Raw genomic sequence first — 15532 nt, 5'->3', positions numbered from 1 at the left:
CCCGCCGGTGCGGGAGCGTGTCGAAAACGAGTGCGACACTAATACACAACCGCGCGGGCGTGTCAACCGCGACCGCGAGACGTATCTTGACCCAACCCCACCCCACGAGGAACCCCAAATGCTCCTCTCCACTGCGTTCGCCATACTCCTCGGCACGCAAGTTCTTCCGCCCGGATTCGTCAGCACGCCCGGCCCCAACTTACAACCCGCCCAGCCCGCGAAGCCGCCCCAATCGTTCGGCCTCAAAGACGGCGACCGGATCGTGTGGCTCGGTAACACGCTCGTCGAGCGCGAGCAGCGCTACGGTTACTGGGAAACGGCGCTCATCGCCGCGAACGCGGACAAGAACATCACCGTTCGCAACCTCGGTTGGAGCGGCGACACCGTGTTCGGCGACGCCCGCGCCGGCTTCGACAATGCCGCGAAGGGCTACGAGCGCATGGTGTCGCTCACACTGGAACTCAAGCCGACCGTGATCTTCGTGAACTTCGGCTCGAACGAAGCATTCGAGGGCAAAGAAGGGTTACCGAAGTTCGAGAAGGGACTGGAAAAGTTGCTCGACTCACTCAAACCCGCCAACGCGCGCGTGTTTCTGTTCACACCAATTCCCGTCGAAAAGTCCACGAGTCTCCCGGACCCGAAGGCACTCAACGATAAACTCGCGCTCTACAGCGGGGCGATCAAAGCGATAGCGGAAAAGCGCGGGATCTCGTTCGTAGATCTGTTCCGCGATTTTCAGAACATCCGTTCTGCGGGTCCGTTCACGGATAACGGCATCCACCTGACCGAAGCCGGATACAAGCAATTTACTCCGTTCTTCACGAACAGTTTGGCGCAACCGGGAACGGTTGTGAGCGAAGAAAAGCTCGAACCGCTCCGCCAGGCGATCATTGCGAAGAACGAGCAGTTCTTCAACAAGTGGCGCCCGCAGAACGAGACGTACCTGTTCGGGTTCCGCAAACACGAACAGGGGAAGAACGCGAAGGAAATCGTCGAGTTCGACCCGTTCATCGCGAAGGCCGAAGAGGAGATCGCGAATATCCGGAAGTCGCTGAGCAAGTGACCGCCCGGTGAACCCGGCCCGCAAGGGCCGCGGGTACTTCACCCACTACGGTGGGTACTTCGCCCACCACAACGGCCAACCACCCGACACGCATTCGCCCACGTCCCGAGCACACGCAACCCGCGGCCCTTGCGGGCCGGGTTCGCCCGACACAACCACCCTCTCACTCATGCGCCAATACACATTCTCGCTACTACTTCTGCTCTCGCCCTCACTGGCGTTCGCACAAAACGACGCGAAGGTGCCCGACCCGGACCCGGAACTGGAGCGCAAGACGTTCACCGTCGCGCCCGGGTTCGAGGTGAGCCTGTTCGCGGCGGACCCGCTGCTGGCGAAGCCGATCCAGATGAACTTCGACCCGCAGGGGCGGCTGTGGATCGCGTCGAGCGAGATCTACCCGCAGATCAAGCCGGGTGAGAAGGCGAACGACAAGATCATCGTCCTTGAAGACACGAACGGCGACGGGAAGGCCGACAAGACCACCGTGTTCGCGGACGGGTTGCTCATCCCGACCGGGCTCGAACCCGGTGACGGCGGCGTGTACGTCGCGAACAGCACCGAACTCGTTCACCTGAGCGCGAGCAAGCCCGGCGGCAAGGCCGACAAGCGGAAGGTGCTGCTCAGCGGGTTCGGCACCGAAGACACGCACCACATCATCCACACGTTCCGCTGGGGACCGGATTGCCGGCTGTACTTCAACCAGTCGATTTACATTCACAGCCACGTCGAAACGCCGAGCGGCGTGAAGCGCCTGAACGCGGGCGGCATCTGGCGGTACAACCCGGACAAGACGGAACTCGACGTCTTCGCCCGCGGCTGGGTGAACACGTGGGGCCACGCCTTCGACAAGTACGGGCAGTCTCTCGCAACGGACGGCGCCGGCGGTGAGGGAATCAACCACGCGATCCCGGGCGGCTACTACCTCACGTCCGTCGGCCCGCACGCGCAACGGCTGCTGCACGGGATGAACCCCGGCTCGCCGAAGTATTGCGGCCTCGAAGTGATCTCGGGCCGACACTTCCCGGACGACTGGCAGGGCGACGTCGTCACCAACGACTTCCGCGGGCACCGCGTGTGCCGGTTCAAACTGCAAGACGACGGCAGCACGTTCGCGGCGCGCGAAATGACGGAAGTCATCAAGAGCAACCACCCCGCGTTCCGCCCGATCGACGTGAAGATGGGGCCGGACGGCGCGCTGTACATCGCGGACTGGTACAACCCGATTATCCAGCACGGCGAAGTGGACTTCCGCGACCCGCGCCGCGACCACACCCACGGCCGCATCTGGCGCGTGACCGCGAAGGGCCGCGACCTCGTGAAGAAGCCGAAGCTCGTGGACGCGACCGTGCCCGAACTGCTGGAACAACTGAAAGCGCCCGAACAGTGGACGCGCCAACAAGCGAAGCGCGTGCTCAAGGAACACGGTGCCGAGAAGGTGCTGCCGGAGCTGGAAAAATGGGCCAAAAAGCACGCCGAAACTAATTCGCCCGACTACCGCCTGCTACTCGAAGCGCTCCGGCTCTACGAAGCTTTTGGAGCAGTTGCCACGTTGCCACCCGACGCACGGGAGGCGACTCACGCCACGTTCGATTTACTGACGGGACTACAGCACTGCCCTCAGCCAGAGGTTGCGGCCCTCGCGACCCGAATACTGGCCGAATCTGGCGTTCGCGATGACCGGAAGGTGTCAATGATCGCGGCCAGTTGCGCGCACTCTCACCCGCGGGTTCGTATGGAAGCGGTTCGCGCGCTGGCCGGTATCCGACACCCCGCGTCTGCGGCCCTCGCTCTAACGGTCCTTGATAAGCCGATGGACCGTATCCTCGATTACTCGCTGTGGTTGACCGTGCGCGAACTCGAACCGTACTGGCTGCCCGAGTTCAAGAGCGGCAAACTCACCTTCGGCGGTGACGCGAAGAAGCTCGCGTTCGCTCTCAACGCGATCGGCAACAAGGACACCGTGAAACCGGTGCTCGCGCTCATCGATTCGGGCAAAGTGCCGAAGGAGAACGTTCACGGACTGTACCTGCTGCTCGCGCAGATCGGCGGGTCGGAAGAATTGGGCAAAGTGTTCGCCCACGCGGACCGTGATACCGGCGTGAGCGCGGACCAGCGGAACGCCCTCTTCCTCGCACTGGAAGACGCGGTCCGCACACGAAAGGTCGCCGCACCAAAAAACGCCGACCAGCTCCACGCGGTCATTGACGAGATCAACACCCAACCGGACAGCAAAACGCGGCCCGCGTCGCGCTCGGCCCTGCGGCTCGCGGGGTTATGGAAGGTCGGCGGACTGCGCCCGGCCCTGGAGGGCATTGCGAAGTCCGAAAAAGCCGTCGATCCGGTCGACCGTGCAGCAGCACTGGAAGGGCTTGCCCTGTTCGGTGACGCGAGTGCAAAAACGTTCATCACGAAGCTCAGTGGCGCGGAGCAAAAGCCGGACGTGCGCCGACTCGCACTCGTGGCCCTCGCCGCGCTTGACACACCCGTAGCCGCAACCGAGACCGCGAAGTTCCTCCCGGACGCCAAGCCGGACGAAGCGCTGATCGACCTGTTCGCGGCGTTCGTCAACCGGAGGGGTGGTGCGACCGTTCTGGCCAAGGCGCTCGCGGACAAGAAGCTCCCGGCGGACGTCGCGAAGATCGGTCTGAAGGCGGTTCGCGCCGCGGGCCAACCGGCCGACGACCTGACCGCAGCGCTCACGAAGGCCGGCGACCTCACGGCCGCTCGCAAACCGCCGACCGAGGCAGAGGTGAAAGCGCTCGCCGCGGACGCGCTCAAAACGGGCGACGCGGCACGCGGAGAAGCGGTGTACCGCCGCAAGGAACTCCAGTGCCTCGCGTGCCACGCCTACGGCGGCGCCGGCGGGCAAGTCGGCCCGGACCTCACCAGCATCGGGGCCAGTGCCCAAGCCGACTACGTCGTCGATTCGCTCCTGTTACCGCACAAGGCGATCAAAGAGGGTTTCGACGTAACGCGGATCGTCACGACCGAGGACCAGGTCGTTCAGGGGATCAAGGTGCGAGAAGGGAACGGGGTGCTCGTGCTCCGCACGGCCGAGGATAAGGAGATCACGATCCCGGTGAAGGACATCGCCGAGCGCACGAAGTCCACCAAGTCCCTCATGCCCGAAGGGTTGACGGACCAGCTCACCAAGCAGGACTTCACGGACCTCGTGCGGTACATCTCGGAACTCGGCAAGGTCGGCGGGGCTTACGCCCCGAGCAAGGCCCGCGTCGTCCGGCGCTGGCAGGTGATCGAGCCGACGAATGCGAATCTGAACGCCTTCCGGCGCGCCCGCGTGTCGGCCGCCGCGGAAGCGGAAAACTCGTTCTCGTGGGCGCCCGCGTACTCGAAGGTATCGGGCGATCTGCCGCTCGCGGAGCAACCGAAGTTCACCGTGTGGAACGATACCGCTCCGCAAACGGTGCTGCGTTTCCAACTCGACGTTACTACCGCCGGGGCCGCGAAACTGAAGTTCAATTCAGTCGCGGGCTTGACGGTGTACGTGGGCAACACGCCGATCGAGCCGAAGCCGGAAACGGTTCTCGATCTCAAGACCGGCGTGCAAACGGTAACGATCCTCATCGACCGCTCGAAGCGCGCGACCGAAGACGTTCGGATTGAGTTGGACGACGTGGAGAAGTCGCCCGCGCGCGTCGCGGTCGTGGGTGGAAAGTGAAGTTTCGTGGAGCGCGGGTCACCACCCGCTGAATGCGTGCTCCGGGTAACTAAAATCGCCCGGAGCTATTTCGGTTTGCGTATGGCGAGCCGCAACCACAAGGGAGCAGGAAGCACAATGCTACCGGTGCCATTCCCACACAGGGAGCCACGGCTCCGCTCCCTTGCGGTCGCGGCTCGTTTGCCCATTACGACGAACTCGAAACGAGACCAAAGGCCCTGACTCGCGGGTGAGGCCCGCGTTCCACTGAAGGCGACATGCACGTACCCCTCTTCGCCGTTCACTTGTCGGACGGCGCGCTCGCGACCGCGTGGTTGGCGTCCGGATTCGTTGGCCTGGCGCTGATGCTCGCGTTCGCGATGTGGAAGGTGCGCGAAGAAGAGATCCCGCGTATCGGCGTGTTCACGGCCGCGTTCTTCGTCGCGTCCAGCGTCCACATCAAACTCGGTGTGCTTCCCACGAGTGTTCACCTCATCCTGAACGGTCTTGTGGGGGTCGTGCTCGGGCGCCGGGCACCGATCGCGATCGCGATCGGCCTCGCACTCCAGTACCTGTTGCTCCAACACGGCGGGTACTCCACCCTCGGCATCAACGCCTGCATCGTGGGCATTCCGGCACTCGCCGCGGGCGCGCTGTACCCCGTGCTCCGCAAGTTGCGCGTGCCCGCGTTCGTTCGCGGCGTGCTCCTCGGAGGGGGAGCCGTAGCCGGCGCGGTGATTCTGAACTTCCTCGTGTTACTTTTTGGCGGAAAGGATAATTGGGAGCGACTCGCGCAGTTGGTTCTGCTCGCGCACGTTCCCGTTGTACTCGTCGAAGGGGCGATGCTCGGCGTTCTGGTCAGCTACTTGGAGAAAGTGAAACCCGAAATGCTCGGCTCGCGGCGCGAGCTTCCGAAGTTGGACGCCCCCAATCCGAGCCGATAACAGGCGAAGAACTCGGGCACGTTGCGGGCGCCCGGCCCCCAAACCGCTGGCGGAGCACAGGCGCCGAATTACTCTGCTCCCGAGCGGACCGCCGTCCATATCTAGCGCCCGCGAACTTGTCCAGAATAGCCAAATAGTCGACTGATTGCAATAGAATTACGTTGTCGCGGTCGCTGGGGGGTGTTACAACGCGAATGTCGCCCGCCACCTCGAACGGAACCCGCTATGGCTCGCCCGACTCGGTATCTGATCCTCCCGGCTCAAGGTTTGCAAGCGTCCGCTGGCACCGCAAGTGCAGCCGCCACCTCGACCCTGGTGAACCTGGCACACACCACCGGTGTCGCGTCCATGCGCACGCGCCTTCAGGGCGTCGTCAAAGCGGCCGCCAAGACGGGCGCGAAGCTCAAAGCGGCCGCCTTTAACGTCGTCGCGTCGCTCAACGAGGACGGGGTCAAGCTGGTCGAGTCCTCACCGGAAATGATCGCCGCCCTGCGGTTCGCCCAGCCCGGGCTGCGGGCCGTGCCCGAGGTGTTCTATCGCCCGGCGGTCGCGACCGTCCGCCTCCGCCACCGGGTAACGAAGCCGGCCGCGGCGGCACCGGCCGCGGCGAAAAAGTTGGTCGTTACCGTTGTGAACGCGGCGACCGGGGCGCCGGTCGCCGGCGTCACCGTCGTCGGGTTCACCAACTTTGCCGACAGCACCGGCACCTCGGGGGTCACGTCCGGGACCGGGAAAGTCACCCTCACCGTGACCGGCAGTTCCTCCTACGAACGGGTGTACGCTCAACACGATCACCCCGGCCTCTGGAGCTTCCTCAAGAAGACGGTACCCACCAGCGGCGCTCTGGCGATCAGTCTGGAGCCACTGGACCTGGCCGCCGGCGACTCGCTCCGACACTTTCACACCGTCGGCGCGGACCTCAGCGTCGGAGCGGGGGTCAAGGTCGGCGTAATCGACTCGGGTGTCGACGGCAGCCACCCGGACCTGTCGGTGGCCGGCGGGCTCGGGTGCGTCCCCGGGTCGCCGGAAAACCAGTTCGGACCTAGCGGGTCGCACGGCACGCACGTTGCTGGTATCATTGCGGGACGGGGGGGACTGCCGACCGGGATGCGTGGCATTGCTCCGGGGGCTGGAATCTTCTCGTACCGTGTGTTCGACGATACGGCAAACTCCGGATCGAGCTTCGGTCTGGTGAAGGCGATTCGCCAGGGCATCGCGGACGGGTGCGACCTGCTGAACATGAGCCTCAGTTTCAACCACGATGAAAATACTGGCTTGCCACTCGTAGACGACGCCGTCAAAGACGCGATCACTGAAGCGCACGCGGCCGGAGTTGTGGTGATTGCGGCCGCGGGCAACGACGGCCGTAAACCGGTCAGTTACCCGGCGCTGGACGATCTGGCAATCGCTGTGTCCGCGGTCGGGCGCAAGGGGACGTTCCCCACCAAGTCGAGTGAGTCCGGGGACGTGGCCGCTCCGTTCGGGACGGACCCGAAGAACTTCCTGGCCGCCTTCTCGAACGTCGGGACGGCGCTTGATGTGGCCGGCGCGGGAGTCGCGGTGGTGTCAACGGTGCCCGGCGGGCACGCCCCGATGAGCGGTACCTCGATGGCCTGCCCGGCCGTGACCGGCGTCCTCGCCCGCTTGTTGGCCAGCACACCGGCGGTCTTGAATTTGACCCGCGACGCGAACCGAGCGGACGCCATCAAAGCGCTCCTATTTGCCCACGCCCAGTCGCTCGGGCTGGGGGTCACGAACGAGGGGAAAGGGCTCCCCCAATAACTGATCGAGAGAGAGTGATGCCCCGCTACACGTTACACCAGCCGAAAACGGCCGCGGCGGACGGGAGCGCTCCCGCCGACCTCCGGTCGGATCAGCGCGTGTCGATCATCGCCGAGATGCCCCGCCTTCTGCTGATCGAGTGCCCGGAAGCGGTCGCCGAGGAGTGGCTGGCCCGGATGCCCGGTTGGAAGATGCAACCGGAGCACCGGGTCACGGTACCCGATCCGCGCCCGAAGCCGAGCTGACGGGCGCGGGCCGTTCCCTGTAGGGAGATCAGTCGTCGCCCCACAGGGTGGTGAACATCTTGGCCTCGAGAGCGTCCTCGGTCGCGTCGTCGAGATCGGGGAAGAAATCCAGTCCGGTCACCGCTTCGATGTCGTCGATCGTCCGCAGGAACACCTTCAGGTTCGTGCCCGTGGCGTCCTGCCGGACCACGTACCCGCGGGCCGTCAGTGTTCCGTCGGGCTTCTTCCAGGCAATCACTTTGAACACCGCCTCCGGCGCCCCGACCCGGTCCGGCCCGATCACCTGTTCGGCCTCGCCGCCACGGAACACCGGACCGGAAATCAGCCACACCGTCTTGATCGCCGTGTTCGGCCGGGCGACGATCTCGCGGTGCTCGTCCTCCAAGCGGCCCCAAACGGTGTGCCCCTTCTGCAGTTGCGGGACGATGTTCGACATAAGGCACCCCTGCTTCGTCCCCAGGAACGGGTCACCGGGCGCGCCGAACCCGGACAGGTCCTCGTGCCGGGCCATGTGCCCGCGCTGGTACTTGGTGTGCGCGTGGTCGTAGTCCTTCCCCGTCTGGGCGTACCCGGGCAACTCGGGATCGGCCTGGAACGTGCGCGGGTGATTGGGCCGAGACTCGGACACGTCGTACTCGGCCCGGGTCCACCGCATGGCCACCCACGCCGGGGTCTTGTGCTTGTCGTAGTGACCGACGGTGAACGCGTGCCGTTTCAGAACCGTCACCCCCTCGACCGGGTTACCGGGGGTCGGGCTGAACGCGAACCGCTCCGGCTTCGTGACCCGCGGTTGACCGAAGATGAAGTGCTCCTCGCTCGCCGGTGTTTTGGGGGTCGGGGACTTGGGGGCCGGCGCTTTGGGGGCGGCTTGACCGGCCCGCGCGCCCGGCGCGGCCGCGGGCGCTGTGGGGCGCAAAAACGAGACGGATCTCTCGGGAATAGCGGTCGGACCGGGGCGCCCCGGCTCGCGGACCATTACCCACCCGGCGGTGGTGCGGTCTTCCAGAACACCCGCGACGGTACCCGACGGGGTTGTCACTTCGACCTTGGTCCCGGCCGGGAACGGGGTGCCGGTTTCGGCCGCGCCGACGGCCGCGGCGACCGCCACGACCAGCGCGAGAGAGAGGCGGAATCGGAACAGGAGCATGGGCAGTCTCCGGGAGTGGGGAGATGGCTGGGCAGAGTGGTCTTCGAGGGCAAATCGATCAATCATCTCTCAGACACTCTGAGGCTAATTCTCCCCAGTCGTTAAGCCCGTGTCCACAATAATCATCCGTACTGTGGCGCTCCGGCTCACCCATACGAACTTAACACAATCCACGTTGCTTCTTCGCGGATTTGCTCCGATCACATCCCGACCCGCGCGGGCCCGATCGGAGCGCGGCGCCGCTCAAGCTTGTGCAGCCCTTATCGCGCGGGCGCCGGTACCACGGAACCCGGCGCTCACGTCTTCGTGCTACAGATCGGCGCGTCCCGTGAGCGGACACGGTTCCGACCGAAAAGACCGTGAGCGGACCGGATAGATGTGTTCTGGTCCGGCGAAGGCTATTACAGATAAACGATCGACTATCCAACCGGCCACCAATTTGGTGGCCGGCCTTTGGGAACGAAATCCGCCCGTGGGCGCCCCCGATCACTTGAACTCGACGTGGAACGGCATGAGCATTTGGACCGGGGCCTTGTGAGCGCTAAGTACGGGGGCCATCAGTTCCACCGCCTTGGCCCCGCCGGGGACGTTCTTCAGGTCCGCCAGCGCTCGGCTGAACGGCAGGTCGAGGTCGCCGTCCATCAGCTTGTCGAGGAACGACGAACCCTTGGGCAGCATGAGCAGCTCCAGATCCTTCGACGGATCGATGCCCGCTTCCTTCTTGGCGAAGGCAATGGCGTCGTCGAGCGTGCCGAGTTCGTCCACCAGGCCGTTCGCCTTCGCCTGCCGGCCCGTCCACACCCGCCCACCGGCCAGCTCCAACAGTTTCGCCTTGGTCATCTGTTTCTGCCCCGCGGCCACGCGCCCGGCCACCGCTTTGTCCGTGAACTGGTCGTACACCTCCTCGATGATCTCGGTCATCGCCTTCCGCTCGCTCTCGCTCCACTTGAACGTCGCGGAGTTGACCCCCGTGTTCTTCCCCCGGCTGATGACGTGCGTGGTGACCCCGACCCGCTCCTCCAACTTGCCGGTGACGATCTTCATCCCGAACACGCCGATGCTGCCGGTGAGGGTACCCGGTTCGGCGAAGATCCGCCGGGCGTTCATGCACACGTAGTACCCGCCGCTGGCGGCCACGTCGCCCATGCTCGCCACCACCGGCTTCTTGCACACCGCCAGCGCGCGCCAGATCACGTCCGAGGCCAGCGCCGAGCCGCCGGGGGAATCGACCCGGAGGACGATGGCCTTCACGGTCGGATTCTTCTCGGCGTCGCGGATCGCCTCGACGATGGTGTCCGAACCGACCGACTGCCCCCCGAGCAGGCTGAACCCGCCCTTTCCGGACGCGATCGCCCCAATGACGTGGATGACCGCGACCTTGGGCTCCTTGGTCTCCGATTTCTTCTTGGGCGACATGAGGTCCATGAGCGCGCCCAGCCCGCCGGCGCTGTCCGCCTTCTTCGGCTTGCCGTACCCGCGAACGATTTTCACCTCGTCCCGGCCGAGGGTCTTGGCGAACCCGGACTCGAACTGGTCCTCGTACTGCAGCGCGTCCACGAGACCGAGCTTGAGCGCTTTGCGGGCGGTGAACGGCCCCTCGTCGATGAGGGCCTCGGCGCTAGCGGGCGTGAGCTTCAGGTTCGGGCGTCCGGTGACCAGCGCGGCGACGAGTTCCTTGTCGAAGTTGTCGTTCATCATGCTGGTGATTTGCTCGCGGTTCTCGGGACTCATGTCCGCCCGCAGGAACGGCTCGACGGCCGACTTGTACCCGCCCATCTTGAGTACGTCCACGTCCAGTGTGGCGAGCTTGAGTGCGTCCTTGTAGTAGCTCACCTCGGCCCGCAAGCCGACCATGTTGAGCCCGCCAGATTCGGGAACGCTGATCGTGTCGCACGCGAGAGCGACGAGGTACGCTTTGGTGTCGAACTCCTCGGCGTAAGCGAACACCTTCTTGCCGGCGGCGCGGAAGTCGGCGATCGCCCGGCGCAGTTCGTTCACCTTGCCGAACCCGACGTGCAGTTCGTCGAGGCGGAGGTACAAAGCCGCCACAGTCTTATCCTTGGCCGCGGCCTTGATACGGTCGATCTTCTGGCGCAGGGTTTCGCTCCCGCCGCCGAACGGCCCGTCGGCCGGCGCGCCTTCGTCCATGCCGCCGCCGAGAACAATGTGGGCAACGCCCGCGGCCGGGGCTTCTTTCTTCGGCTCCTGCGCGACCGCGACGGTCGATTGAAACAGTAAAACAAGGGCGAACAACAGGCGGGGCATCGGGCGCCTCCAAGGGTGTTGTGTCGGACGTGGGCAGATCGAAGAACGGTCACCGAGTAAACGGGCTGTCACCACAGTTCCGACAGGTGACACCTGACTCGAGCCGGTGGTGAATTGCCGCGTTCGTGATCCGTTCTCTCGCATTGCCACCCCGCAAAATGTGCAGAGTTTCAGAGACTTCTCGCTGAACACAACACAGCCTAACGTAAAAACTCGACCGGGTGCAACTTCAGTGCGCTGGCCGGACGGACGGGATAAGGAGCACCGGAGACGAGAGCGGCGTGTGCGATCCGCGATTCGGCACGGCGCGGAAAGGGCCACGACTACTGCCCGGATTACGTCCCGCGAACACCACCGTTACCGACACTTGGCAGAGCGCCGCTGCGTCGAGCGGATCCCCGATCTCCGGTTGATTCCGAGGCAAATGAGCGCTTGTGACGCGGAGCGGAGCGGGTATACTTTGTTCCACATGCCCGCTCTCCCTCCCGGCGCTCAACGATGCGAACCGCTGCCGCACTGTTGATCCTCGTTGCGCTCGCGCCGTGTCAGGCGGACGAGCCGCAAAACCACTGGGCCTGGAAGAAACCCGAGCGCCCGAAAGTACCCGTTGTCGAAGGGCAACAATTCGCAAACCCCATCGACGCTTTCGTTCGGGGGAAGTTGACCGCGGCGAAACTGTCGCCCGCGCCGCCCGCGACGCGCGAGCAACTCATTCGTCGCGTCACGTTCGATCTCCACGGCCTCCCGCCGACGCCCGAAGAAATTGATGCGTTCGTGAGCGACAAGGCGCCCGATGCGTGGGCCAAAATCGTGGACCGCTTGCTCGCGAGCCACAGGTACGGCGAGCGCTGGGGGCGGCACTGGCTCGACCTGGCCCGCTTCGCGGACACTAACGGCTACGAGTTCGACGAGCCGCGCCCGGATGCGTGGCGCTACCGCGACTACGTCATCAAGTCGTTCAACTACGACAAGCCCTTCGATCGGTTCGTCACCGAGCAACTCGCGGGGGATGAGGTCTTCCCCAACAACCCTGAAGCACTCGTCGCGACCGGCTTCAACTTGCTCGGCCCGGACATGACCGATTCCGCGGACCAGGCCCAACGGCGCTTGAACACGCTCACGGATATGACCGACACCGCGGCCCTGGCGTTCCTGGGGCTCACGGTTACCTGTGCGCGGTGCCACGATCACAAGTTTGAACCGATCTCGCAAAAGGATTACTTCCGCCTGCAAGCGTTTTTCACACCCGCGAACTTCCGCAAAGACGTCCCCGTCGCCACGCCCGCGGAAGTCACCGCCCGCGCCAGCGCGGTCCGCTCATACGAGCAATCCACGAAGGGGTTGCGCGAGCAGCTCGCGGCCGTCGAGGAACCGCACCGCAAGAAGATGTTCGAGGACCGGCTCGCGAAACTCTCCCCCGATGCCCGGACCGCCCACCGCACGGCACCTGCCAGTCGCACGGGCGGGCAGATCGAACGCGTAGCCGAAACGGAAGCGAAAGTTCGCGTTACGGACGCCGAAGTCACAAAGGCGCTGACGCCCGCCGAGAAAGCACTAACCGAGGAACTAAAAGCCAAGCTGAAAGCGTTCGACAGCAAGAAGCCGCCCGCGCCGCCGGTCGCGATGGGATTAACGGACAAGCCGGGGGCGCCGCCCAAAACGTTCCTGCTCGAACGCGGCGAACTCGACAAGAAGGGCGTCGAGGTCGAGCCCGGCTTCCCCGCGGTCCTGTTGCCCGAGAACAAAGAAGCCCCCGCCCCAGTCAAGGCGCTCGCGAACAGCACCGGGCGCAGGCTCGCGCTCGCAAACTGGGTCGCGAGCACCGACAACCCGCTGACGGCCCGCGTCATCGTGAATCGCCTCTGGCAGCACCACTTCGGCAGAGGCATCGTCGGCACTGCGAGCGACTTCGGATTTCGCGGACAAAAGCCGACGCACCCGGAATTACTCGACTGGCTCGCGTGCGAACTGATGCACCCCACGGACAAGGGAAGTGACAGTTCGCAGCCCTGGTCGCTCAAGCGTATTCATCGCCTGATGCTCCTGTCGGAGACGTATCAGCAATCCACTCAGGCGACCAAAGACGGGGCGGCCGTCGATCCCGACAACAGGCTCCTCGCGCACGCGAACCGGCTGCGGCTCGAAGGCGAAGCGGTTCGGGATTCGCTCCTCGCAGTCGGCGGGCGCCTCAACCCGAAGGTGGGCGGTCCCGGCGTCGTGTTGCCGGAAGCGTCGCGTGCCGCGGGCGGGTCGCGGGTGGTCGCGGTCACGGCCGACCCCGTGGAGCACACCCGCCGGAGCGTGTACCTCCTCTCGCGGCGCAACCTCAAACTCGCGTTCCTCGAAGCGTTTGACCTGCCCGATAGCAACCTGAGCTGCCCGAAACGCGAGCGCAGCACCACCGCGACGCAAGCTCTGGCGCTGCTGAACGCCGAGGAAACGATGGTCGCGGCAAAGGCGCTCGCCGACCGGCTCACGCGCGAAGCAAAGACCGAAGACGCCCGCATCGCGCTCGCGTACCGGCTCGCGCTCGGCCGCGCGCCGTCCGCGAAAGAAATGGACCGCGCGAGGGCGTTCCTGAAGGAATCGCCGCTCCACGAGTTGTGCCGCGCGCTGTTTAACGTGAACGAATTCGTCTATTTGGATTGAGGCTGCCGTGCCCCCACTCGCTTATTACCCCGATCGCCGGGCCTTCCTTCGTAACGCGGGCTGCGGGTTCGGTACACTCGCGCTCGCGGCGATGCTCGGCGAGGACGGACTGCTCGCGGACGACAAACCGGTCGACCCGCTCGCACCGAAGAAACCACACTTCGAGCCGAGCGCGAAGCGGGTCATCTTCCTGTTCATGTCGGGCGGGCCGTCGCACGTGGACACGTTCGACCCGAAGCCCGAACTCACGCGACTCCACGGCCAAAAGCTCCCCGAATCGTTCGGCCCGGTGAAGACGCGGCGCGGCGTGGACAAGAACAAACTGCTCGCCTCCGCCCGCACGTTCAAGAAGCACGGCAAGAGCGGCATCGAGGTGTCCGACTGGTTCCCGCATGTCGCGGAGCGCGTCGACGACATCTGTTTGCTCCGCGGGTGCCACGGCGACAGCGTCACGCACCCCGAGTCGGTGTACCTCATGAACACCGGCTCGATCCTGATGGGGCGGCCCAGCCTCGGCGCGTGGGTCAGCTACGGGCTCGGCACCGAGAACCGGAACATGCCCGCGTTCGTGGTGATGCCCGACCCGGGCGGGTGGCCGAAGGGCGGCGCGCCCGCGTGGGGCAACGGCTACATCCCGGCCGCGTATCAGGGTACGGTCGTGAAGGGTAGCCGGGCGCCGATCGAACACCTCGCCACTCCGCCCGGCGTGAGCGCCGCACAGCAGCGCCGGACGCTCGACTTCATCGCCGAAAGTAACCGGGACTTCGGCGCGACCCGCTCCGCGGACTCGGAACTGTCGGCGCGCATCGCGGCCTACGAACTCGCGTACCGGATGCAGGCCCACGCGCCGGACGTGGTCGATCTCACAAAGGAAACCGAGGAGACGAAGGCGCTCTACGGTCTCGACCGCAAGGAGACGGCCGAGTTCGGCACGCGGTGCCTGCTCGCGCGCCGGATGGTGGAGCGCGGCGTGCGGTTCGTGCAGCTTTATAGCGGCGACACGAACGGCTGGGACGCGCACTCCGATCTGGAGAAGAACCACGGCGCGCTCTGCCTTCAGAGCGACAAGCCGATCGCGGCTTGTTGACGGACCTGAAGCGCCGCGGGCTACTGAAAAACACGCTCGTGGTGTGGGGCGGGGAGTTCGGGCGCACCCCGATGACCGAGGGGACGAACGGGCGCGACCACAACCCGCACGGGTTCTCCATGTGGCTCGCCGGTGGCGGCATCAAGGGCGGGCAGGCACTCGGCGCCACGGACGCGATCGGCCTGCGCGCTGCCGAGGACAAAACGCACGTCCACGACGTTCACGCCACGATCTTGCACCTGCTCGGGTTCAACCACCTGAAGCTCACGTTCCGGCACAACGGCCGCAACGAGCGCCTCACCGACAACGCCGGCGAAGTGATCGATAAGGCCATCGCGTAAATGGCTGACGACCGAAATGCGAATGGCACCAGTTACGTGAACTGTGTACTCAATTTCCTCTCAGCGATGTACACCTACTCCAGCCAGAAGCCGCTCCCAAAGCGGCCTAACGCCCGCGAGCCCGTGACGTGGCGGAAGCGGTCCCGCCACAGGTTTCAAGTTGCATGTAAAAGTTAAAAATTCGCACCGTAAAATAATTCATTTGGTTCGTTTTGGAGTGTCGGTAAACTCTGAGCGTTACCGCAGGACTCGCAACAAGCCCGAACGCGCCCATGCCCACTCTCACATCCATACCGGACTATTTGTACTTTTACGAAACGGTTGAGCTACACATGTCGGACGATTGCCCGA

At 64.9% G+C, this 15532-nt stretch carries 8 protein-coding genes and 1 pseudogene; 7 read left to right on the top strand and 2 right to left on the bottom strand.

Annotated features, from left to right (window positions below; genetic code table 11):
- Nucleotides 1-118 precede the first annotated feature (118 nt).
- From VT84_RS16700 to VT84_RS16680, 5 genes are all read left to right on the top strand, one after another.
- Nucleotides 119-1063, top strand: a complete 945-nt coding sequence (locus VT84_RS16700) for an SGNH/GDSL hydrolase family protein (RefSeq protein WP_082840334.1) — start codon at nucleotides 119-121, stop codon at nucleotides 1061-1063.
- 169 nt (nucleotides 1064-1232) lie between these two features.
- Entirely contained in the window at nucleotides 1233-4742 is a 3510-nt protein-coding gene (locus tag VT84_RS16695; RefSeq protein WP_082843323.1) for a PVC-type heme-binding CxxCH protein, read from the top strand.
- 257 nt (nucleotides 4743-4999) lie between these two features.
- The gene (locus tag VT84_RS16690) at nucleotides 5000-5665 is read left to right on the top strand and encodes a CbiM family transporter (protein WP_052561737.1); all 666 of its coding nucleotides are present in this window, start codon (nucleotides 5000-5002) and stop codon (nucleotides 5663-5665) included.
- A 225-nt stretch (nucleotides 5666-5890) separates the two neighbouring features.
- Nucleotides 5891-7447: a S8 family serine peptidase gene (locus VT84_RS16685; protein WP_082840333.1), complete on the top strand. Its 1557-nt coding sequence runs from the start codon at nucleotides 5891-5893 to the stop codon at nucleotides 7445-7447.
- A gap of 17 nt (nucleotides 7448-7464) precedes the next feature.
- Complete coding sequence (locus VT84_RS16680; protein ID WP_052561733.1) at nucleotides 7465-7692, top strand: hypothetical protein; 228 nt, start codon at nucleotides 7465-7467, stop codon at nucleotides 7690-7692.
- Nucleotides 7693-7720: 28 nt separating this feature from the next.
- Here the strand turns inward: VT84_RS16680 and VT84_RS16675 are convergent, their stop codons facing one another.
- A complete protein-coding gene (locus VT84_RS16675; protein WP_052561731.1) occupies nucleotides 7721-8839 on the bottom strand; it encodes a DNA/RNA non-specific endonuclease in 1119 nt (372 codons plus the stop codon).
- Nucleotides 8840-9325: 486 nt separating this feature from the next.
- A complete protein-coding gene (gene sppA, locus VT84_RS16670) occupies nucleotides 9326-11104 on the bottom strand; it encodes a signal peptide peptidase SppA (RefSeq protein ID WP_052561729.1) in 1779 nt (592 codons plus the stop codon).
- A 498-nt stretch (nucleotides 11105-11602) separates the two neighbouring features.
- On the opposite strand from sppA, the gene VT84_RS16665 reads away from it, so the two are divergent.
- Nucleotides 11603-13753, top strand: a complete 2151-nt coding sequence (locus VT84_RS16665; protein ID WP_082840330.1) for a DUF1549 and DUF1553 domain-containing protein — start codon at nucleotides 11603-11605, stop codon at nucleotides 13751-13753.
- Nucleotides 13743-15181 (top strand): annotated as a pseudogene (locus VT84_RS16660) (DUF1501 domain-containing protein). Before VT84_RS16665 ends, VT84_RS16660 begins: the two are co-directional and overlap by 11 nt.
- Nucleotides 15182-15532: the final 351 nt, after the last annotated feature.

Origin of the sequence: Gemmata sp. SH-PL17 (assembly GCF_001610855.1) — a bacterium.
Taxonomy (GTDB): Bacteria; Planctomycetota; Planctomycetia; order Gemmatales; family Gemmataceae; genus Gemmata; species Gemmata massiliana.
The sequence above is the reverse complement of the archived record's forward strand: the minus strand, read 5'-3'. Positions and strand labels throughout refer to the sequence as shown.